At 71.1% G+C, this 18,936-nt stretch carries 21 protein-coding genes and 3 pseudogenes; 16 read left to right on the top strand and 8 right to left on the bottom strand.

Annotation, left to right across the window (positions count from 1 at the left end; translation table 11 throughout):
- Positions 1-4 precede the first annotated feature (4 nt).
- On the top strand, positions 5-505 hold the full coding sequence (locus AB0M46_RS34380) for an FMN-binding protein (protein ID WP_363342987.1): 501 nt from the start codon (positions 5-7) through the stop codon (positions 503-505).
- Positions 506-540: 35 nt separating this feature from the next.
- On the opposite strand, the gene AB0M46_RS34375 is transcribed toward AB0M46_RS34380, so the two are convergent.
- On the bottom strand, positions 541-1,500 hold the full coding sequence (locus tag AB0M46_RS34375) for a M56 family metallopeptidase (RefSeq protein ID WP_363342985.1): 960 nt from the start codon (positions 1,498-1,500) through the stop codon (positions 541-543).
- Positions 1,497-1,868: a BlaI/MecI/CopY family transcriptional regulator gene (locus AB0M46_RS34370; protein ID WP_363342983.1), complete on the bottom strand. Its 372-nt coding sequence runs from the start codon at positions 1,866-1,868 to the stop codon at positions 1,497-1,499. Before AB0M46_RS34370 ends, AB0M46_RS34375 begins: the two co-directional genes overlap by 4 nt.
- A gap of 380 nt (positions 1,869-2,248) precedes the next feature.
- Here AB0M46_RS34370 and AB0M46_RS34365 point away from each other — a divergent pair, with 380 nt between their 5' ends.
- The 3 genes and pseudogenes from AB0M46_RS34365 (at position 2,249) to AB0M46_RS34355 (ending at position 5,133) form a co-directional block, all read left to right on the top strand.
- Positions 2,249-3,676 carry an MFS transporter gene (locus AB0M46_RS34365; protein ID WP_363342982.1) on the top strand — a complete coding sequence of 476 codons (1,428 nt, stop codon included), beginning with the start codon at positions 2,249-2,251 and terminating at the stop codon, positions 3,674-3,676.
- 75 nt (positions 3,677-3,751) lie between these two features.
- Positions 3,752-4,126 (top strand): annotated as a pseudogene (locus AB0M46_RS34360) (HAD-IC family P-type ATPase); the annotation flags it as partial.
- Between the two features lie 311 nt (positions 4,127-4,437).
- Complete coding sequence (locus AB0M46_RS34355; protein WP_363342980.1) at positions 4,438-5,133, top strand: GTP pyrophosphokinase family protein; 696 nt, start codon at positions 4,438-4,440, stop codon at positions 5,131-5,133.
- A 54-nt stretch (positions 5,134-5,187) separates the two neighbouring features.
- On the opposite strand, the gene AB0M46_RS34350 is transcribed toward AB0M46_RS34355, so the two are convergent.
- The gene (locus AB0M46_RS34350; RefSeq protein ID WP_363342978.1) at positions 5,188-6,096 is read right to left on the bottom strand and encodes an AraC family transcriptional regulator; all 909 of its coding nucleotides are present in this window, start codon (positions 6,094-6,096) and stop codon (positions 5,188-5,190) included.
- A gap of 75 nt (positions 6,097-6,171) precedes the next feature.
- On the opposite strand from AB0M46_RS34350, the gene AB0M46_RS34345 reads away from it, so the two are divergent.
- The 8 genes and pseudogenes from AB0M46_RS34345 to AB0M46_RS34310 all read left to right on the top strand — a co-directional run bounded on the left by AB0M46_RS34345 (position 6,172) and on the right by AB0M46_RS34310 (position 11,777).
- Positions 6,172-7,020, top strand: a complete 849-nt coding sequence (locus tag AB0M46_RS34345; protein WP_363342977.1) for an NAD(P)H-binding protein — start codon at positions 6,172-6,174, stop codon at positions 7,018-7,020.
- Complete coding sequence (locus AB0M46_RS34340; RefSeq protein ID WP_363342975.1) at positions 7,017-7,439, top strand: VOC family protein; 423 nt, start codon at positions 7,017-7,019, stop codon at positions 7,437-7,439. The genes AB0M46_RS34345 and AB0M46_RS34340 overlap by 4 nt, the downstream gene beginning before the upstream one ends.
- A 191-nt stretch (positions 7,440-7,630) precedes the next feature.
- Entirely contained in the window at positions 7,631-8,140 is a 510-nt protein-coding gene (locus AB0M46_RS34335; protein ID WP_363342973.1) for a GNAT family N-acetyltransferase, read from the top strand.
- Between the two features lie 179 nt (positions 8,141-8,319).
- A complete protein-coding gene (locus tag AB0M46_RS34330) occupies positions 8,320-8,661 on the top strand; it encodes a metalloregulator ArsR/SmtB family transcription factor (protein WP_363342971.1) in 342 nt (113 codons plus the stop codon).
- A 3-nt stretch (positions 8,662-8,664) separates the two neighbouring features.
- Positions 8,665-9,159 (top strand): SRPBCC family protein, encoded by a 495-nt coding sequence (locus AB0M46_RS34325; protein WP_363342969.1) that lies wholly within the window; start codon positions 8,665-8,667, stop codon positions 9,157-9,159.
- Positions 9,159-9,779, top strand: a complete 621-nt coding sequence (locus AB0M46_RS34320) for a dihydrofolate reductase family protein (RefSeq protein WP_363342967.1) — start codon at positions 9,159-9,161, stop codon at positions 9,777-9,779. Before AB0M46_RS34325 ends, AB0M46_RS34320 begins: the two co-directional genes overlap by 1 nt.
- A 152-nt stretch (positions 9,780-9,931) precedes the next feature.
- Positions 9,932-10,378: pseudogene (locus tag AB0M46_RS34315) on the top strand (metallophosphoesterase); the annotation flags it as partial.
- 157 nt (positions 10,379-10,535) lie between these two features.
- Positions 10,536-11,777 (top strand): LamG-like jellyroll fold domain-containing protein, encoded by a 1,242-nt coding sequence (locus tag AB0M46_RS34310; RefSeq protein ID WP_363342965.1) that lies wholly within the window; start codon positions 10,536-10,538, stop codon positions 11,775-11,777.
- Between the two features lie 54 nt (positions 11,778-11,831).
- On the opposite strand, the gene AB0M46_RS34305 is transcribed toward AB0M46_RS34310, so the two are convergent.
- Both AB0M46_RS34305 and AB0M46_RS34300 read right to left on the bottom strand, forming a co-directional pair.
- Positions 11,832-13,457, bottom strand: coding sequence for a metallophosphoesterase family protein (locus AB0M46_RS34305; RefSeq protein WP_363342963.1), 1,626 nt, complete (start codon positions 13,455-13,457; stop codon positions 11,832-11,834).
- Positions 13,458-13,682: 225 nt separating this feature from the next.
- Entirely contained in the window at positions 13,683-13,808 is a 126-nt protein-coding gene (locus tag AB0M46_RS34300) for a hypothetical protein (protein WP_363342961.1), read from the bottom strand.
- Between the two features lie 47 nt (positions 13,809-13,855).
- On the opposite strand from AB0M46_RS34300, the pseudogene AB0M46_RS34295 reads away from it, so the two are divergent.
- Positions 13,856-14,014: pseudogene (locus tag AB0M46_RS34295) on the top strand (epoxide hydrolase N-terminal domain-containing protein); the annotation flags it as partial.
- A 76-nt stretch (positions 14,015-14,090) separates the two neighbouring features.
- Here the strand turns inward: AB0M46_RS34295 and AB0M46_RS34290 are convergent.
- Positions 14,091-15,011 (bottom strand): LLM class flavin-dependent oxidoreductase, encoded by a 921-nt coding sequence (locus AB0M46_RS34290; RefSeq protein WP_363342959.1) that lies wholly within the window; start codon positions 15,009-15,011, stop codon positions 14,091-14,093.
- 48 nt (positions 15,012-15,059) lie between these two features.
- Positions 15,060-15,701 (bottom strand): FAD-dependent oxidoreductase, encoded by a 642-nt coding sequence (locus AB0M46_RS34285; protein ID WP_363342957.1) that lies wholly within the window; start codon positions 15,699-15,701, stop codon positions 15,060-15,062.
- A 145-nt stretch (positions 15,702-15,846) separates the two neighbouring features.
- On the opposite strand from AB0M46_RS34285, the gene AB0M46_RS34280 reads away from it, so the two are divergent.
- Positions 15,847-16,704 carry a helix-turn-helix transcriptional regulator gene (locus AB0M46_RS34280; RefSeq protein WP_363342955.1) on the top strand — a complete coding sequence of 286 codons (858 nt, stop codon included), beginning with the start codon at positions 15,847-15,849 and terminating at the stop codon, positions 16,702-16,704.
- A gap of 26 nt (positions 16,705-16,730) precedes the next feature.
- Here the strand turns inward: AB0M46_RS34280 and AB0M46_RS34275 are convergent, their stop codons facing one another.
- Complete coding sequence (locus AB0M46_RS34275) at positions 16,731-17,348, bottom strand: adenylate kinase (RefSeq protein WP_363342953.1); 618 nt, start codon at positions 17,346-17,348, stop codon at positions 16,731-16,733.
- Between the two features lie 165 nt (positions 17,349-17,513).
- On the opposite strand from AB0M46_RS34275, the gene AB0M46_RS34270 reads away from it, so the two are divergent.
- Positions 17,514-18,026 (top strand): alpha/beta hydrolase fold domain-containing protein, encoded by a 513-nt coding sequence (locus AB0M46_RS34270; protein WP_363342951.1) that lies wholly within the window; start codon positions 17,514-17,516, stop codon positions 18,024-18,026.
- A gap of 150 nt (positions 18,027-18,176) precedes the next feature.
- Positions 18,177-18,936: ATP-binding protein (locus AB0M46_RS34265; protein ID WP_363342949.1), on the top strand; the 760-nt coding region annotated here is incomplete at its 3' end.

Below are 18,936 nucleotides of genomic sequence, written 5' to 3'. Positions count from 1 at the left end.
CCGCGTGCGCAGAATCACGCTCTGGCTGGCCGGCACGGCCGCGATGATCGTCCTGGTGTTCACCTACCGGACCTCAACCATGGGACCGGTCCGCCCGGTGCCCGCAGCCGCGGCACCGCAGCATGCCGACGCGACCACGGACCCTGGCAACCCTTCGCCGGGGCCGGACGCCACCGAGGCCGCGGCTGCGCCCAGCCCCGGCACCGTGACCCGGTCCGGCGCTGTCCTCGTCGTCAATGGCCCGGCCGTCGGTACCATCTGGGGTCCGGTCCAGGTCCAGGTCCGCATCGACGACGTCACCATCACCGATGTCACCGTGCTGCAGGCCCCCGGCGGGTTCTCCCGCGAACTCACCGCGCTCGCGGTGCCGCGGCTGCGCGCCCAGGCCCTGACGTCGCAGAGCGCCCGCATCGACGTGGTGTCCGGCGCAACCCAGACCAGCGAGAGCTACCGCACCTCGCTGCAGGCCGCACTCGACACCGCCCAGTTCCGGGTCACCCCGTGATCTCCTGCGCTGGCTAGGAGCAGCCCCGCGCGGGACTATGGGAACAGCGGTGACCGCTCGACCACGGCGGCGATCATCACCGGGACGGCCGGCAGCAGCAGGAAGAGGCCGGCGGCGGCGCGGGTCAGCGTGGCCGGGAGCGGCCGGGGCCGGTGCAGCAGCCGGTGCAGCCGTTCTGTCGCATCCCCGCCGTGGGCGGCCAGGAGCATCCCCGGGTCCGCTGCGCCGGGCCAGGTGGCGGACTGCCGGGCGCTGGCTTCGGCGAGCGCCACGAGCGCGCGGGCCAGCACGATCGGCGGGTTGGTGCGCACCGCGACGTCGTCGGCCCGCAGCTCGACGAGCCGGTGTACCTGCCGGACCGGGGCGGCGAAGCAGGACGCCCACGGAAACGCCTGGTCCAGCAGCCGCACCATGCGCAGCAGCCGGTAATGCCGGCCGGTGGCGTGCGCACGCTCGTGGGCGGCGACGGCATGCAGTTCCTCGCCGGTGAGGTGGTCGACGGCGGCCGAGGTGATGACCACGTCCCGTTCGCCGCCGCCGGGCAGCAGGTATGCCGCGGGCTGCTCGGCCGGCACCACCATCGCGCCGAGCTCCGGCAGCGGCCGGCCGGTGAGGCGCAGCAACCGGCGCATCCGGCGCCGCTGCCGCCGCTCGGCGCTGGTCAGCCGCCACCCGGCCAGTGTGACCCGGACGGTGATCAGGGCCAGCAGGCCGGCGCCGAGTCCCGCCGCGAGCTGTGCGACCGGTCCGTGCGCGCCGAGCAGCGCATCCAGGCAGATCTGCCAGGCTCGGCACACCAGGTCATGGGTGCGGTCCCAGTGCAGCATCGAGGACGCTCCAGCCAGAACGGCGCAGCCCAGCAGGGCGGTGCACCACATCTGCCAGGCGAAGATGCCAAGCCGCGGTGCCCGGGTCACCCATCCGGCGCGGGCCAGTCGCGGCCCGGCCATCCCGACCAGGATCGCGGCGTAGGCGGCCAGCACGAGCGGGGTCACGATCCGGCGATCTTCCGCTCGTAGGTGGTCAGCGCGGCTCGCAGCGCGGCCGCCTCATCGAGGGTCATCTGGCCGAGGAAGTGCAGCAGCGTTTGCTCCCGGTCGCCGCTGTCGGTCAGCGCCGCACGCATCAGCCCGGCCCCGTACTGCTCCCGGGTGGCGACCGCCGCGTAGACGTGTGCCCGGCCCTGCGGGGCCCGGCGCAGCCAGCCCTTGCGGTGCAGCTTGTCCATGACGGTGAGCACCGTCGTGTACGCCAGGTCGCGTTCCTCGGACAGGGCGGTGTGCACCTGCCGCACCGTGACCGGTCCGTCCGCTGCCCACAGCTGCAGCATCACGGCGGCCTCCAGGTCTCCGAACCCGTGCACCGACACCTCCCGGACGAGCGCCGGCGTACTCCCGGCCCCCCGATGCTACGGCGGCGCCCGCCGGCCTGGCGACCTCCCATCCGCACCGGCCATGGTCCCGGCGAAACCTCGCACGCTGCATCGGAGTGCGAACCAGACCGGTACGCCTTGCCCGATCTAGCGCGTCAACATGCGGCAGGTCGCGATCTGGTGTGACCAGGGCGGTAGGGCATCTCCTATCCAATATAGGAGGCACCTTCGGACGCTGCGGACAGGCTGCGGTCGGTAATCGATGCGTCGCGTGCCCTGGGTCCTGCCGGGTTGACACTGATACCCCCAGGGGGTAATTCTGTCCCGTGCAGATACCCATACCCCCTAGGGGCATAGAGGAGTGATGTGTGATGGCATCCCGATCCCGGAAGCGATGGGCGTTGGGGCTCATCGCCCTGGCCCAGTTCATGGTCATCATGGACACGTCGATCATCGGCGTGGCGCTGCCGCGCATGCGGCAGGATCTCGGGTTCTCGGCGGAGAACCTGTCGTGGGTGTTCAACGCCTACGTGGTGGCGTTCGGCGGGCTGCTGCTGCTCGGCGGCCGGCTGTCCGACCTGTTCGGCGCCCGGCGGGTCTTCGGCATCGGCTGGGTGATCCTGCTGGCCGGGTCCGCCGCCGCGGGCCTTGCCGACGGCGTCGCGGTGGAGCTGGCCGCGCGGGCGGTGCAGGGGGCCGGCGCGGCGCTCATCGCCCCGGCGGCCCTGACGCTGCTCATGACGCTGTTCGGTGCCGAGCCGAAGGAGCTGACCAGGGCGCTGGCGCTGTACGGCGCGGCGGCGCCGGCGGGTGGCACCGCCGGGGTGTTCCTCGGCGGCGTCATCACCGAGTACGCCAGCTGGCCGTGGGTGTTCTACCTCAACATCCCGATCGCCCTGCTGGTCCTGGTCGCGACGCCGGCGGTCATGCCGGCCGGTGCTGCCCGCCGTGGCTCGCTGGACCTGCTCGGAGCGCTCGCCGTGACCGCCGGGCTGGGTGCGGCCGTGTTCGCGGTCGTCCGCGCGCCGCAGGCCGGGTGGAGTTCCGGGCAGACGTGGCTGGTCCTGGCCGGCGCGGTGGCCGTGCTCGCCGCGTTCGTGGCGATCCAGGCCGCGCGCCGGGAGCCGCTGGTCCCGCTGTCGATCTTCCGGGCGCCGCAGCTGGCCGCGGCGAACGTCGTGCAGCTGCTGCTCGGCGCGGCGTGGATCCCGATGTGGTTCTACCTCAACCTGTACCTGCAGCAGGTTCTCGGCTACAGCGCCTTCCCGAGCGGCGCCGCGCTGCTGCCCATGACCGTCCTCATCATGGCCGGCATGATCACCGTCGCACCGCGGGCGATGGCCAGGTTCGGCCCGAAGGCCATGGTCGTCGCCGGGCTCGCGCTCCTGGCCGCGGGGCTGGGCTGGCTGGCGTTCGTCCGCCCCGCCGGCAGCTTCGCCGTCGACGTGCTGCCCGCTTCCCTCGTCGCCGCGCTGGGCATGTCCCTGGCGTTCATCCCGTCGCTGGGGACCGCGATCGGGGCCGCCCGGCCCGAGGAAGGCGGCCTCGCCTCCGGCATCGTCAACACGAGCTACCAGGTCGGCTCCGCGCTCGGCCTGGCCGCCATGACCGCGGTCGCCGCCGCAGCCGGCGCCGACCGCCTCGGCGATCTGCCCGCCCTGACCGGCGGTTACTCGGCCGCGTTCATCGGCGCCGCCATCGTGGCCGCCGCGGGCGCGATCGTCGCCGCCCTCACCCTGCGCACCCGTCCGCCGGCGCAGGTCGAGACGCCCGAGCCGGCGACTGCCATGCAGCCCTGAACGGTACCCCCAGGGGGTCTCGGCGGGTCCGGGGTCGGCGGCATCGCCGGCCCCGGCCAAGGCCGCCCGCGGCAACTGACCGTGGCGATGGTCGGCGACGGGGTCAACGACGCCCCGGCCCTGGCCCGTGCCGACGTCGGCATCGCCATCGGCGCCGGCACCGACGTCGCCATCGAGTCCGCCGGCGTCGTCCTGGCCTCCTCCGACCCGCGCGGCGTCACCGGCGTGATCCGGCTGTCCCGAGCCTCCTACCGCAAGATGATCCAGAACCTGGCGTGGGCGGCCGGATACAACATCATCGCCATTCCCCTCGCCGCCGGCGTGCTCGCCTGGGCCGGCATCACACTCAGCCCCGCCGTCGGCGCGGTGCTCATGTCCGCGTCCACCATCGTGGTGGCCCTCAACGCCCAGCTGCTGCGCCGGGTCCGCCTGAGCCCGGAGGCGGTGTGAGACGGGACGGTCAGCAGCCGGTCACCGGCGGCGGCGCCGGTTGGACCCCCAGGCGGCGAGACCGATCAGCGCGAGGACGAGCAGCGGCCACCAGAAACTCCCCCAGGTTCCCATGGCTCGATGCTACGTGGCAGCGACGGGATCTTCCGGCTCCTCGTACCGCCGCCGTACGGCTGACAGCGACAGCGCGGAAGTCCTCACCGCATAGGCGTGCCAAAACGGCCGCGCCAGCCGGGAGTACGTCATGCTTGGCCAGTGAGGCACCTGCGACGCACAGGTACCTCACTCGCGCCGATGACGGAAGGTGGCAGATGTACCAGCGCAAGAAGACTGCGGACGACGGCACCTCACATGAGTTGGGGTCCGTGCTCGATGACGCATTTGCGTTGGAGACGCTGCGAGACCTGGCCGAGGAGTTCTCCCAGTTCAGGCTGCGCTACAAGTTCGGGCTGGCCGAGGTCGAGACGAAGGTGAAGATCCTCGCCGAGGAACTGGTGCACAAGGGCCGGGACAACCCGATCGAGTACGTCAGCCCGCGGCTGAAAACGCTGGCCAGCATCAGCGCGAAGGCGGCGCGTATCGGCTGCGCGATGACGGTCGGGGAGGTGGGCGCCAACATCTACGACATCGCGGGCATCAGGATCGTGTGCAGCTTCGTCTCCGACGTCTACACGGTCGCGGACATGCTGACTGGGCAATCGGACGTGCGCCTCCTGCGGACGAAGGACTACATCGCCGTACCGAAGCCCAACGGCTACCGCAGCCTCCACTTGATCGTGGAGATCCCGGTGTTCCTGTCCGACCGCGTTGTCGCGATCCCGGTCGAGGTGCAGCTGCGCACGGTGGCGATGGACTTCTGGGCCAGCCTGGAACACAAGATCTACTACAAGTACGACCCGGACATCCCCGCCGCGCTACGCGACGAGCTCGTGGCCGCGGCCGACGACGCGGCCCGGCTGGACGAGCGGATGGAACGCCTGCATCGCCAGATTCATGGCCCGCATTGATGGCGACCACCGGCGCCGAAGCCAGCAGCCGCTGCTGTTGGTCGTAGGGCCGGACTATCCAGGTACGGGCGCATGCGCCTCGCGCCAGCGGCCGGGCGGCACGCCGTGGTGGCGACGGAAGGTCGCCGCGAACGCATTGGGTGAGGTGTAGCCAGTCCTGTGGGCGATCTGCTCCAGGGTGAGCTCGCCGGCCAGCAGGTAGTCCCGGGCCAGGGTCAGGCGCCAGTCCGTCAAGTACTGCATCGGGGTCTGTCCGAGCGCGCGCTCGAAGTTGCGGGCGAACGACGCGCGCGACATGGCTGTCAGGCGTGCGAGTTCCGGGACGGTCCAGCCGCGGTGTGGTGCTTCGTGCATCGCCCGGAGCGCCCGGCCGAGCCGGGGATCCCCGGCGGCGCGGTACCAACGTGGCGCGCTCGAGCTCTGCTCGTAGGACGCGCGCATGACAAGGACGAGGAGCACGTCGAGCAGCCGGTCGAGCACCGTCTGACTGCCGGGCGCCGACTCCTGGAGCTCCCGCGAGATCAGGGAGACGACACCGTGCACCTGGTCATGAGCGGACGGCCGGATGACCAGCACGGGCGGGAGCGCCTGGATGAGACTCCGACCGACGTCACCGGAGAGGCGGTAGGCGCCGCACAAGAAGACGGATGCGCCCGGATCGGCGGCATCAGCGTCTGCCGTGGCCGCCCAGAACTGTTCATGGCAGACGCATGTGCCGGGGTTCGGCTCGTCCGCGATGTGGTGGTCCCGCCCACCGACAACGACCGCGATGTCGCCCGGCAGCAGTCGCTCGGCCTCGGCTGCGTCGTCCCCCCAGAGCCATGCGTGGCCGCGCAGCACCGTGTGCAGCGAGAGCTGGATGGTGCCCGGCAAGGTCAACCCCCAGGGCGGGAAGGCCACGGAGCGCGCGAAGACCGCTCCCGACGCTCGAGCCCTCACGAGGTAGTCCTGCAACACATCCACAGGGTGAGCGTAACGCGTTGCATTCCGAGCGCAATACGCATTGGTAGGCGCATCGCGGTAGAGCATCGTAGACGCATGAGCGAATCGCAGCCCACGGTCCTCGTCCTCGGCGCGACCGGCAAGACCGGCTCCCGCGTCGTCTCCAACCTCCGAAGCCGCGCAATCGCGGTCCGGACGGCCGCGCGATCCGGCGCGGACGTCGCCTTCGACTGGAGCGGCCGCGGCACCTATGCCCCAGCGCTCGAGGCCGTCACCCGGGTCTATCTGGTGGCGCCCGTCCTGCGCACCGACTTTGCCGCGGACGTCTCGTCGTTCCTCGACGAGGCCGAGTCGGCCGGGGTCGAGCACGTGACCTTCCTCAGTGCGTACGGGATGGAGCACGCGCCGGAGCAGATCGCCACTCGCGCGGTCGAGCTGGACCTGATCAAGCGAAATCGACTGACCCACACCATCCTGCGCCCGGCGTGGTTCATGCAGAACTTCAGCGAGACCTTCCTCAAGCCGACGAACGGCGCCATCGTCGTACCCACTGGCGAAGGTGCCGAGGCATTCATCGACGTCGAAGACGTTTCGGCCGTCGCCGCGACCACACTGACCGCCCCGGCTGCGCACGCCCGCGCGGCGTACAGCCTGACGGGGCCGCAGGCCCTCACCGTTGCTGAGGCCGCCGCCATCATCAGCGAGGCCTCTGGCCACCCGCTCAGCCACCAGGACCTGGACCGCGAGACGTGGGTCGCAGGCGTGTTGGCGATGGGCGTTCCGGTAGAATACGGCGCCGTACTTCGCCAGTTGACCGAAACGATCGCGTCGGGCAATGGGGCGCGTCCCAACGATACCGTCGAGAAGATCACCGGCAACCCGGCGCGGACCTTCCGGGACTTTACGCACGCGAACGCCGCCGCATGGAGCGAGAGCCCGAAATGATCGACCACGTCTACATCTCGGTCACCGACATCGACACGGCATTGGCGTTCTACCGCGAAGCCCTCAGGCCCCTTGGCTGGAGCGAGTTCGGGACCTACCGGGCCTCCTCCGGGCCGGACAACGTGCCCGACCTCTTCGGCATCGGTGACGCCGCCTACGTCTCCGGCACCGGCGTCGGCTCGAGCATCTGGCTGCGGCAACGCAATGCCGGTGAGACGGGCCTCTACCTCGGCATCGTCTGTGACAGCAACGACGCTGTCGACGCGGCCTACGCCGCAGCCATCAGGGCCGGTGGCATCGACGAGGGACAGCCGGCCGAGCGCACCTACTTCGCACCCGGCTACTACGCCGCCAACGTCGCCGACGTCGACGGCAACCGGCTGGAGTTCGTGCACAAAGCGTGGAACCCCCCGCGTTAGGCAGGACGGGGCCCTGGCTGCGGGCTGGCCCTTGTTGACGGCGCCCGCATGCCCTCGCGTTTGCCGCTGGGCAGCGCCGCGACGGCGTGGTACCGGTGGCCGCTGCGCACCACAGCTCGGTGCGGCCGGTGAGCGTTGAGACCTCGAGAACCGGGTGGCGGGTCTGCGTCGCGCCTCGACACAATGACGTCATGGCTGATCCGCAGGCACTTACGATTCGCTTCAGCGCCGAAAGCGATGCCAGCCGGCTCGAGGAGTTGCAACGCGGAAGCTGGCTACCCAGGGTGACGCCAGCCGGTCCATACCGACCACGCAGCTTCTTCGATCACCACCGTCCCGAGGAGGTACTTGTCGCGGTCAGCGACGCCGTACCGATCGGATACCTCGTGGTGCGTCGCGCCTCGCAGATGGCGAGCCGCGCCCACGTGGCGTCCATCGAGGGGCTTGGCGTTGCCGCAGCCGCCCGGCGGCGCGGCGTCGCCGGCGCCCTCCTGCAGGCCGCCGAGCGCGTAGCAGCCGAGCGCGGGTTCACGCGCCTGACGCTGCACGTGTTGAGCTGCAACGTCGCCGCCCTTGCGCTGTATGCCCGGCACGGCTTCGAGACCGAAGGCGTGCTCCGCGGCGAGTTTCAGCTTCCCGTCGGTCCGGGCGGCGCAATGGCAAGCGTCGACGACATCCTGCTCGCCAAACGGGTGGCTTGAGCATCGCCTGGTGGTCCAGCGGCAGTGTGGTGAACTCGGGCACGAAGCGTTCGGTGAAGTCTTGGGCCAGGGCGGCCGGCGTTCTCGAATGGAGAGGCTGGGTAGGCGTCCTCCGGCAAGACTCGCCCGATTCTCACCCGGCTTGACGTTTTCCCATATCGGAAAATAAGGTGGCTGCCGTGGCACGAGCAGCGACGACGTCGGACGCGTTCAACGCGATCGCCGAGCCGCAGCGCCGGGACATCCTGGCGCTGCTGCGGGCGGGGGAGTGGCCGGTGACCGACCTGGCCCAGGAGCTGGGGATGAGCCTGCCGGGGGCGTCCAAGCATTTGCGGGTGCTCCGGGAGGTGGGGCTGGTGCGGGTCCGCGGGGCGGGCAAGCAGCGCCTCTACGGCCTGGACGCCCGCGGGCTGCGGCCGGTCCACGAGTGGATCGGCGGGTTCGAGCAGTTCTGGAACGAGAGTTTCGATCGGCTGGACGCCTACGTGCAGGACCTCAAGCAGACGCAGCAGGAGGAATGACCAATGGCGGGGGCAAGGCAAGCAACGGGGGCGGCCGACCGGGAGATCGTGATCTCCCGGGTCATCGACGCCCCGCGGGAGCTGGTGTTCGAGGTGTTCACCGAGGTGCGGCACCTGTCACGGTGGTGGGGTCCGGAGGGGTTCAGCACCACCACGCGGTCCTTCGAGTTCCGCGTCGGCGCAGTCTGGGACTTCGTCATGCATGGGCCGGACGGGACGGACTACTCCGAATGGATCACCTGGACCGAGATCGTCCCACCGGAGCGGATCGCGCTGCTGCACGGTGAGTCGCGGGACGACCCGAACGCCTTCGAGTCGGTCCTGACCTTCGAGCCCGACGGCAGGGCGACCCGGATCGTGATGCACACGGTGTTCCCCACCAAGGAGTTGCGCGACGACGCGGTCGAGAAGTACCACGCGATCGAGGGCGGCCAGCAGACCCTGAGCAACCTGGCTGCCTACGTTGCCGAGATCGTTCTGAAGGGAGCGGAGGGCTGATGGCCGGCAAGGTGTTCTTCAGCGTGTCGATGTCGCTGGACGGGTTCATCGCGCCCGCGTCCCTCGGGGACCTGATGGGGCGGCAGTGGATGGAACTGCAGGCGTGGGTCTTCCCGCAGCGGTTCTTCCGGGAGAACCTGAAGCTTGGCGGGGGCGGTGAGGAGGGGCGCGACAACGACATCGTGCGGGAGACGTTCGAGCGCACCGGCGCGAGCGTCATGGGCAAGCGCATGTTCGACGCCGGCGAGCACGCGTGGCCGCAGGAGGCGCCGTTCCACACGCCGGTCTTTGTCGTGACGCACGAGCAGCGTGACCCCTGGGAGCGGCCGGGCGGGACCACGTTCCACTTCGTCAACGACGGCATCGAGCCCGCGCTCGACCGGGCCCGCGAGGCCGCCGGCGACCGCGACGTCCGCATCGCGGGCGGCGGCGCGACGATCCTGCAGTACCTGAACGCCGGCCTGGTCGACGAGTTCTCGATCGCGCTGTCGCCCGTGCTGTTCGGCTCCGGAATCCGCCTCTTCGACGGCGTGGACGCGTCCAGGATCGCGCTGGAGCTGGTCCGTTCGGAGCCGTCGTCGCGGGTGACGCACCTGACCTACGCCGTACACCCACGGTAACCGTGCCGCCGCTCCACCCTGGCGACCCGAGCGCCCACGCAGCGGGACCTTCATCCGGCGTTCCGGATCCATTGTCCGACAAAATGATCTTTGTTTCGGCAGCTCGTTGGCAATAGACCCCGTACCCACAGCGGATACGAGGAGTACGAGACATGCCAGACAACCCAAGCCGCCGCAGCCTTCTGCAGGGCCTCGGACTGTTGGGGGCCAGCGCGGCCGCGGGAACGGTCCTGTCCCCAGCCGGCGCGTACGGCGCTGACGAGGATGAGTCGGGCCGACAGCCCGATCCGCACGCACCCCGGTTCACGCTCGCGGTCATCCCCGACACGCAGTACCTGTTCGATGCGGATCGCGGCGACCCCGCGCCGCTCCGGGCAACCTTCCAGCACCTGGTGACGGCCCGCGCCCGGGAGAACATCGTCTTCACCGCGCATCTCGGCGACGTGGTGGAGAACAAGGCCGCGGCGGAACTGTCCCAGGCGGGCAAGGTGTTCGAGATCCTGGACCGGCAGCGGATGCCGTACAGCGTGCTGGCCGGCAACCACGACATCGACGACAAGAAGGACGACCAGCGCGGTCCCAGTCCCTACCTGGACGTGTTCGGACCAGCCCGGTACCGGAAGATGTCCACCTTCCGCGGCGCCACCCCGGACGGCTACAACACGTACCACATCTTCACCGCCGGCGGGTCGGGAGTGGCTGCTCTTCGCTCTCGACTGGCGCCCATCGGCGGGGACGCTCACCTGGGCCCGGGAGGTGCTCGCCGCACATCCGCAGCTGCCCGCGATCCTCACCACCCACGACCTCGCGTCGGCCGACAGCAACGGCCAGGCGCGGCTGTCCGGCAACGGCCAGCGGCTATGGGATTCGCTGATCAAGGAGCACGACCAGATCTTCCTGACCTTGAACGGTCACTACTGGCCGCCGGGCCGCACCGTGCTGCGCAACAACGCCGGGCACGATGTCCACGTCCACATCACCAACTACCAGGACCGCTACTACGGTGGCAGCGGCATGGTCCGCCTCTACCACTTCGACCTGGTGCGCAACACCATCGACGTCGAGACCTTCTCGCCCTGGATCCTCGACAAGGACCCGAGCCGGCGTAACGACCTGGAGCAGCAGGAGGTGGAACTGACCGACCCGGTGAACCGGTTCAGCGTGGCGATCGACTTCACGACGCGCTTCGCCGGCTTCGCGCCGGTCCCGCCGCGCGGACCCAGGCCGGTCAGCCAGCTGCTCGTCCCCGGCACCGTCGCGTACTGGCGCTTCGATGCGGCCGGCGCCGACGGCACCCCGGTCCCCGAGGGCGCGCAGATCGCCGACCTCTCCGGCCGCGGCAACCACCTGACCCGGGTCACCCTCCCGGGCAGCGACCAGACCGCGATGCGCGCCAGCGCTGAGCACCATCCCGACCAGCCGGCACACGGCAGCATCTTCCTCAACGGGAAGAAGCAGCCGGCGCGGGGAGCGTACCTGCGGACCGCGGACGACGCGGCGCTCAACCGGCTGACGTTCGCCTCCGGATACACCATCGAGGCGTTCGTCAAGCTACCGGCGGACGTACGAGCCACGAAGCACGCATGGATGAGCCTGCTGTGCCGGATGGGCAGCGGCCAGAACGCGGGCAAGACCGGCGACGATCCGGCCGAGCCGCTCGCGACCCTCAGCCTCTCCGACGGCATGGCACTGCAATGGGCGGTCTTCCCGCTCAACCAGAACGGCATCTCGACCAACTGGGGTCACGAGATGCGGGCCGGGGAGTGGTTCCACGCCGCCGTCGTCAATGACGGCCGGACCACCACCATGTACGTCAACGGCGCGAAACTGCTGCGCAACCCGTCCACCCCGGCCAACGGGCTGGCCACCAGCAACCAGCCGTGGCTGCTCGGGGCGTACCACTACGACCAGATCATCGAGCAGGGCTTCTACGGCTGGCTCGGGGACATCCGCATCGTGGACCGGCCGCTGCCGGTCCGCCAGTTCATGCGCGCCTGACGGATAAGACACGGTGGCCGGGCGCGGGACAGGCCCGCGCCCGGCCGGGCGAGGCTAGGAGCGCCGGCCGTCGCGGCGCGGGCGGACCAGGGTGAACGTGTCCACGGCGGTCAGCTCGCCGAACGGTCCGGACACCGAGTAGTAGGTGACCTCCATGCGGGTGGCGTCGCCGGGGTGGTTGCCCGGGTCGACCGTGAACGCCGCGAAGCCGTACGGGTTGGTCTTGTCGCGGTTCGCCGACCAGGGGGCATCCTCCTGGACGTAGATCGGCGGGCGCTTGCCGTTGCTGCCGACCGGGCCGACGCCGGTGATGACGCGGCACTGCGCCGGGTCGAAGAACAGCGCGTTGGACGGGGCCGAGGTGCCGCCGCCGCCCAGCACCACGTGGACGGTTCCCTTGCTGGTGTCCGAGACCGACTTGTCGGTGCTGACCGGGATCGGGGTCAAGGTGTCGTTGGACTGCGCGCCGCGGATCGGGAACGAGCGCTCGTAGTGGTGCTCGTGGCCGCAGACGACGAGGTCGACGCCGTACTTGTCGAACAGCGGCACCCACTCCTCGCGAATGCCCCGGTCGGCGCCGTTGAACTTGTCGACGGTGGAGATGACGACCTGGTGCATGACCACGACGATCCAGTCGATGTCCCGGTTGGCCCGGGTCCGCGACAGCTCCGCCTCCAGCCAGCGCTTCTGCGCGCCGCCGGAGTAGCCGCGCACGTAGGAGTTGCCGCCGTCCTGGTACGCGACGTCATCGTTGTTGAGGCTGATGAAGCGCACCGAGCCGACGGTGAACGCGTACCACAGGCCACGGGTCTCGTCGTCGCTGCCCGCGTCGGGCAGGCTGAAATATGACTGGTACGCCCCGTAGCCGATCGGCCCGTTGCCCAGCTCGTTCTCGTGGTTGCCGGCGGCGGGCATCCACGGCCGGAAGCGCGCCGAGCGGCTGTTGTTGATGAACCAGTCCGACCAGGTGCGGACCCGGTTGTCGGAGATGTTGGCGTAGCACAGGTCGCCGTTGACGAGGTGCAGCAGCGGCGCGATGCGCTCGACGCCGGCCACGACGTCGCCCGCGGCCGGCGAGCCGAGGTTGTCGTTGACCCAGATCGGCGAGGTCGCCCCGGCCGGGGTGATCTGCTTGCCCATCGTCGGCGTGCCCTGGTCGCCGAAGCTGGTGAAGGTGAAGCGGGCGCGACCGCGGGGGGCCGTGCGGAAGAAGCCCGGCATCGGGGTGCCGCCGTCGTGGACCGCGGCGTACGCGTACTCGGTGTCGGGACGCAGGTTGTGGAGCCGGGCGTGATGGATGAGCACCTCGCTGCCGGACTTGGCGTCGGTGTAGTGCACGGTGTCGGCCTGGACGGCCCGCCCGTACCCGCCGGAGAGCGTGCCGACGTGCACCTTGGCGCCGGTGACCGACGTGGGCGTCGTCCACGACACGACCATCTCGCGCGTCGGGTCCGCGCCGAACGTCAGATGCACGCCGTGTACCTCAGGCGCGCCGGTCTTCCCCGGCTGGCGCCAGAACAGCGGCGTCCCGTCGTTCGCGAACGCGGTCCCGCCCGACAGCAGCGCGCCCCCGCCTGCCGCCATGGCCGCGGCCCCGCCGATCCCGGCGAACAGCCCCCGCCGCGAGACCTGGCCGGCCTTCTCGACGGACTCGGTCGACATATGTTGATCTGAAGTCATGTGGCCATGCTGTCGACGCCCGGGTGACTCGCACCGCCGACTCCAGGTAAACAACCGGTGACCACCGGCTGCCGATCCGCGTCGTGGTTCGCCAGCCACCGTTCGGGATCATGCGTCATGGGCGCTGCTGCGACGCTACGGTTCCGGCGAGCGGGATGGGGCGAGTCGGGCGGTGGGCGCGGCGTGGACGTCCAGCAGGTCGAGAATGGCGTTGGCGGCCATCTGCTACGGCGCGATCACCGCGACACGTGCAGTGCTGCCAGCAATGGTGGCCGCCGGCACCGGAACACTGCTGTACACCACCGGCGCATCGTCGGTCACACCTGCGCCGGTGTTCGTCAGCGCAGGCATGGCGGGCGCGGCCCTACGCAATGGGCCCTCACCCTCAACGGCGCGGCATGAGCACACCGAAGCCGTTCCGCATCGACATCCCGCAGGTCGACCTCGATGAGCTGCGGCACCGGCTGACCAGTACCCGCTGGCCCGACGAACTGCCGGGCGTCGGCTGGGAGTACGGCGTCAGCAAGAACTACCTCACCGGGCTGGTCGAGCACTGGCGCACCGGGTCCGATCCGGCGCCGGCGGGCAGGTGCTGCCCAGCACAGCAGCCAGCGAGTGACGAACGCGAGGCGTTCACCTGGGCGCCCGGCCCTTGGCGGTCGCTTCGCGTACCGCCGGGACGATCTCGTTGGCCCAGCGGCCAAGGGAGACGGTATCCGGCGTGCCGCCGCTGGGGGAGAAGAGCATGAAGCCAGACGCGTCGTGCTGCAGTACGGCCTCGGTCAGTTCCTCGACCCACTGGTCGGTGGAGCCGCCGATCCAGCGGCTGTCGCGGCCGCGAGTGGCGGCGAGCGGTCGGTCGGCGATGCGGCCCGGCAAGTTGAAGACCGTGCGGATATCGGCGGGATCTCGGCCCGCGGCGGCTGCCGCCGCGTCGATGATCGGCCGGGACTGCCGGTACCGCTCGCTGCGCCAATCGGCGGCGTGCCCGGGGATCCAGCCGTCGGCCGCCCGGCCCGTGGCGGCCAGCGACTTTGGCCCGTTCGAGCCCGTCCACACGGGCAGCGCGGCGACCGGCGCCGGCTCGATCTGGTCCACCCGGTAGTGGCGGCCCCGGTGCGTGACCGGTGGACCGCCGCCCGACAGCATCTTCACCAGGACGATCGCCTCTTCGAAGGCGTCGACGGCGTCGGCCGGCGACAGGGGCGGCACGCCCATGGCGGAGATGCGGTCCCAGATGCCGCCCGCGCCCATGCCGAGGACGATGCGGCCGCCCGACAGCGCCGATAGCGATGTCACGGTGCGGGCAAGCATTGGCGCGGGCCGGGTCGGCAGGTTGGTGACGTTGGCGAAGCCCGCGAGACGCTGTGTGTGCCCGAGGACGAATCCGATGGCTGCGTACGCGTCCAGGCGCCCGCCGAGGTACGGATGGTCCGACAACGAGAACATGTCGAGTCCGTCCCGGTCGGCCTGCCTGGCCATGCGCAGCAGCTCCGGCCCGTCGTCGATGCCGGTGTGTGCACCGAAGCCGAACACGACGTCAGGTATGGACATGCTCATGCCCTTTCATGTGAGTGCCGGGTCGCCACGCTGTTGTGACCCTCAGGCGGCGGTCGGGCCGAACTGCTCGGTGAAGCGGCCCGTGAACAGGTCGGCGCCCTTGTACTGGGAGACCGTCGCGGCCGGGACGATCGCCGGGCCGTCCGGTGTGGGCAGTTGACCGACGCCGCCGCGCGGTCCGAGCGGGAGCAAGATCATGGGGTGGGGGAGGGGCTGATAGGTTGCCGTGGGCTGCTCGCCGTGCAGCTGGGCGGTGATGTTCTGCGCCGCGATCTGCGCATGCTGCATCGCGTACCCGGCCATCTTGGCCTCCGCGATGTCGGTGAGGTCGCCGATCGCGTAGACGTGGTCGTGCCCGCCGACGTTGAGGGTCTCGGTGACCGGGACCTGGCCTTGCGCGTTGAGCGTGGTGAGCCTGCCGTCGGTGAGGTAGTCGCTGTTGGTCCGTACGCCGTGGGCGCGGAACCAGATGTCGGCGGTGATCTCCGCGCCGTCGGTGGTGGTGACGGTGAAGGTTGCGGTCCGGCCGGCCTCGGTGTCCGGATCTGCGCGCAGGCCGGCGCCCAGCTGGAGCCGGATGTCCAGTTCGTCGAGCTGGCGGTGTAGGTCCTCGCGCAGTTCCGGCTCGAAACCGGCGACGAGGTGGCCAGCCGGGTCCCCGATGACCACGACCGTACGACCCATGATGTCAGCCTCCAAGACAGGGTTGCGCTCGACGGCGTCGAGCGCCTCTCCCCGACTGTCGCGGGCGCGCACGGCGCCAGGAAGGCCGGATCGAGGCTGGTAGCGACAGGGACACCATCCGGGCGGCCGGCGCTGCTACGTTCGGATGGTGAGCGACAACGAGCTCGGGTTGTTCCTGCGCGTACATCGGGAAGCGGTCACCCCGGCCGAGGCGGGCCTGCCCGCAGGGCCACGCCGGCGCGCGCCCGGGCTGCGCCGCTCCGAGGTGGCCGCGCTCGCCGGTGTCAGTGTGGAATACGTCACGCGGCTCGAACAGGGACGCGATCGCCGGCCGTCTCCGCAGGTGCTCTCCGCGCTCGCTGACGCGCTACGGCTGACCTCCGGTGAGCGTGCTCACCTGCACCGCCTCACCAAGGCGGCCGATCCCGGCTTCAACTGCCGCGGCGGCGCCGCCCCGGCACGCGTTGTGCGGCCGACGGTGCAGGCCCTGCTCGACCGTCTTGGCCCGACCCCGGCCGTGCTGCTCAACCAGCTCAGCGACATCCTTGCGCACACCGTCGGCTACGAACGGCTGGCCAGACCGATCGGCCTGCTGGACGGCACGCCACCCAATCTCGCCCGGTACGTTTTCACCGACAGCCGGGCGCGTAGCGCCTACCTGGACTGGGACCACGTCGCCGACGAACAGGTCGCCGCGCTCAAGCAAGGCCCATTCCGGGCAGACCCGTACGTCGCCGCCCTGGCTGACGAACTGGTCCTCGCCGCCGGCGACATTTTCACGCAACGAACCCGCACCGTTCCCGCGATGGCGAAAGCCAGCGGCGTCGTCCGGCTCGCCCATCCGGACGCGGGCACGCTCCGCCTCGCCTACGAGATCCTCGATCTGCCCGCCGACGACGACCAGCGCCTCATCGTCTACCTTCCCGCCGACGCGGCGACGTCCGCCGCGCTCGAACGCCTCAACAGCCGTCGATCACCGGGCCTACGCTTGGCGGTCGGTTGAGGCCGGTTGTCCGCTTCTTTCGCGGCTCAGGCGAACAGCGGCAGGCTCGCGGCGTGGTCCACCGGCGGGGCGGCCTCGACCGCATCGAGTTGCTCGAACACGCGGGCCGTGACCTCGTCGGGGGTGCCGATGCCGTCGACGCTCACGAGGATGCCGCGCTCGGCGTAGCCGTCCACGACGGGCCTGGTCATCTCGTGGTAGAGCCGCAGGCGCCGGCGGATCACCGGCTCGGTGTCGTCGACGCGGTGCTCGCGGGCGGCCCGAGTGAGCATCCGGCGTACCGCCTCCTCGTCATCGACGCGCAGGTGCAGCACGGCGTGGGCGGTCATGCCCAGCTCGGCCGCGGTCCGGTAGGCCGCGCGGGCCTGGGCGCGGGTGCGCGGGTAGCCGTCGAGCACGTACCCGACGCCGGCCGCCTTCGCGTCGGCCAGCGCCTCGCGCACCATGTCCCGCACGACCCGGTCCGGCACCGGCCGGCCCGCATCGAGGCTGGCGCGCACCGCGCGGCCGAGCGGCGTGCCCCGCTCGACGTGGCTCCGCAGCAGCGCGCCCATGGCGATGTGCGGTGCGCCGAAACGTGCCGCGATCCGGGCCGCCTGCGTACCCTTCCCGGCCCCCGGTGGCGCGATCATCACCAGCCGCATGATCGGACTCTCCTCACGCTCTGACCGGCACCGTCGTGGGTGCCCCCTGCATACTGCTGCGCCCCGCCGTCCGCGACATGCGTCAGATGACCCATGCACGGGGCCGTTCGGGGTGCGCACGATGCATGGGTCCGCTGGAGTACCGAGAGATTCCTTGGAGTACCGATGACCGCTGCAGTGCCGAACCACGTCGACCTCGCGGTTCCGGGTGGCCCCGTCGGCTCGACGTGGTTGCGCCTGTTCCGCCCGTCACTGCCCGGCGGGCCGCTGCCGATCGTGCTGTACGTCCACGACGGCGCCCGGTCCGCCGCCGACGCCCGCATCCGTCGCATGGCCACGCGCCTCATGACCGGCCTCCCGCTGGCGGTGGTCGCGGTCGACTACAGCCTGTCGCCGGGCGCCCGTTACCCGGTGGCGCTGCAGGAGGCCCACGCGGCGCTGGAGTGGGCCGCCGCCGGCAGCGCCGGCCACGGGCTCGACGGCCGCCGGATCGCCGTCGTCGCCGACCCGGGCGCCGCGGGCCTCGCCACCCGCCTGGTCGTCACGGCGCTCGATCGCGGCGAGGGATCGCTGGTCGCGTACGTCCCGGTCGGCCCGCGGATGCGCGCGTCGCTGCGCACGGCGCTCGGCCTGCCCAGCCCGGCCCGGCGGCGCTCGGCCCAGCGGCGCTCGGCCTAACGGCGGCTCGTCGTGCCGGACCGGAAGTGGCCGGCCCGGCACGGGCGCGTGGCCAGGGTCGGGGAGACCGGGTAACATTTTCGGAGCAAATCCCTCGCAACTTCCGGAGAACCGATATTTCCGGACAAATACCCGCAGAACGGTCAGGCGATGGCATCGCTACCAGTGCCGGATCTCGTGGGCCGCGGCGGTGAGCTCCGGCTGATCGACTCGCTGCTCGGCCCGTTCGACGACGACCCCGCGTATCCCGACCCGACGCCCCCGTTCGGCGAGGAGTGTCCGCTGCCGTTCGACGACGCCGGGCCCGTCCCCGAGTGTTCCTCGCCGTCGCCCGAGCCCGAGGCACTCCCGCCCCTGCTCGACCGGCCCGGCCTGCTGCTGCGCGGCGACCCCGGCATCGGCAAGAGCGTGCTGCTCGACGCGGCCGCCGCGCGGGCGGAGTCCGCCGGGGCGACCGTGCTGCGCGCGGGCGGCGTGTCGTTCGAGGCCGGCATCGGCTACTCCGCCCTGCACCAGCTGCTCGACCCGCTGCGCGAGGAGGCCGCCCGCCTGCCGGACGGCCACCGGTACGCGCTCGACGACGTCTTCAGCCTCGCGCCCGGTCCGGTGCCCAACCCGCCCGTCTTCGCCGCCGTGCTCGACCTGCTGCGCGCGGCCGCGGCCGAGCGGCCGCTGCTGCTCGTCGTCGACGACCTGCCGTGGGTCGACGGGGCGAGCGCCGCCGCGCTGGGCTTCGCCGCCCGACGGGTCACCGACGAGCCCCTGACCCTGCTGGCCGCCGCCCGCACCGCGGCCGACGGCCCGCTCGACGGGCTCCGGCTGCCCGAGCGGCAGCTGCGGCCCCTCGCCCTGCGGCCCGCGGCCGCGCTGCTCGCTGCCCGCTGGCCCGGCCTCGCCCCGCAGGTGCAGC

This window comes from Dactylosporangium sp. NPDC051485 (assembly GCF_040682015.1).
Classification (GTDB): Bacteria; Actinomycetota; Actinomycetes; order Mycobacteriales; family Micromonosporaceae; genus Dactylosporangium.
This window is presented reverse-complemented; position numbering and strand designations above follow the sequence as displayed.

Excerpts from the sequence above, each read along its gene's own strand:
- AB0M46_RS34335 (WP_363342973.1), top strand. The coding sequence starts at position 7,631 with ATGGCTGATCCGCAGGCACTTACGATTCGCTTCAGCGCCGAAAGCGAT.
- AB0M46_RS34290 (WP_363342959.1), bottom strand. The coding sequence starts at position 15,011 with ATGTCCATACCTGACGTCGTGTTCGGCTTCGGTGCACACACCGGCATC.
- AB0M46_RS34365 (WP_363342982.1), top strand. The coding sequence starts at position 2,249 with ATGGCATCCCGATCCCGGAAGCGATGGGCGTTGGGGCTCATCGCCCTG.
- AB0M46_RS34340 (WP_363342975.1), top strand. The coding sequence starts at position 7,017 with ATGATCGACCACGTCTACATCTCGGTCACCGACATCGACACGGCATTG.
- AB0M46_RS34270 (WP_363342951.1), top strand. The coding sequence starts at position 17,514 with ATGACCGCTGCAGTGCCGAACCACGTCGACCTCGCGGTTCCGGGTGGC.
- AB0M46_RS34300 (WP_363342961.1), bottom strand. The coding sequence starts at position 13,808 with ATGCCTGCGCTGACGAACACCGGCGCAGGTGTGACCGACGATGCGCCG.
- AB0M46_RS34345 (WP_363342977.1), top strand. The coding sequence starts at position 6,172 with ATGAGCGAATCGCAGCCCACGGTCCTCGTCCTCGGCGCGACCGGCAAG.
- AB0M46_RS34305 (WP_363342963.1), bottom strand. The coding sequence starts at position 13,457 with ATGACTTCAGATCAACATATGTCGACCGAGTCCGTCGAGAAGGCCGGC.
- AB0M46_RS34320 (WP_363342967.1), top strand. The coding sequence starts at position 9,159 with ATGGCCGGCAAGGTGTTCTTCAGCGTGTCGATGTCGCTGGACGGGTTC.
- AB0M46_RS34275 (WP_363342953.1), bottom strand. The coding sequence starts at position 17,348 with ATGCGGCTGGTGATGATCGCGCCACCGGGGGCCGGGAAGGGTACGCAG.
- AB0M46_RS34280 (WP_363342955.1), top strand. The coding sequence starts at position 15,847 with ATGGTGAGCGACAACGAGCTCGGGTTGTTCCTGCGCGTACATCGGGAA.
- AB0M46_RS34325 (WP_363342969.1), top strand. The coding sequence starts at position 8,665 with ATGGCGGGGGCAAGGCAAGCAACGGGGGCGGCCGACCGGGAGATCGTG.
- AB0M46_RS34355 (WP_363342980.1), top strand. The coding sequence starts at position 4,438 with ATGTACCAGCGCAAGAAGACTGCGGACGACGGCACCTCACATGAGTTG.
- AB0M46_RS34285 (WP_363342957.1), bottom strand. The coding sequence starts at position 15,701 with ATGGGTCGTACGGTCGTGGTCATCGGGGACCCGGCTGGCCACCTCGTC.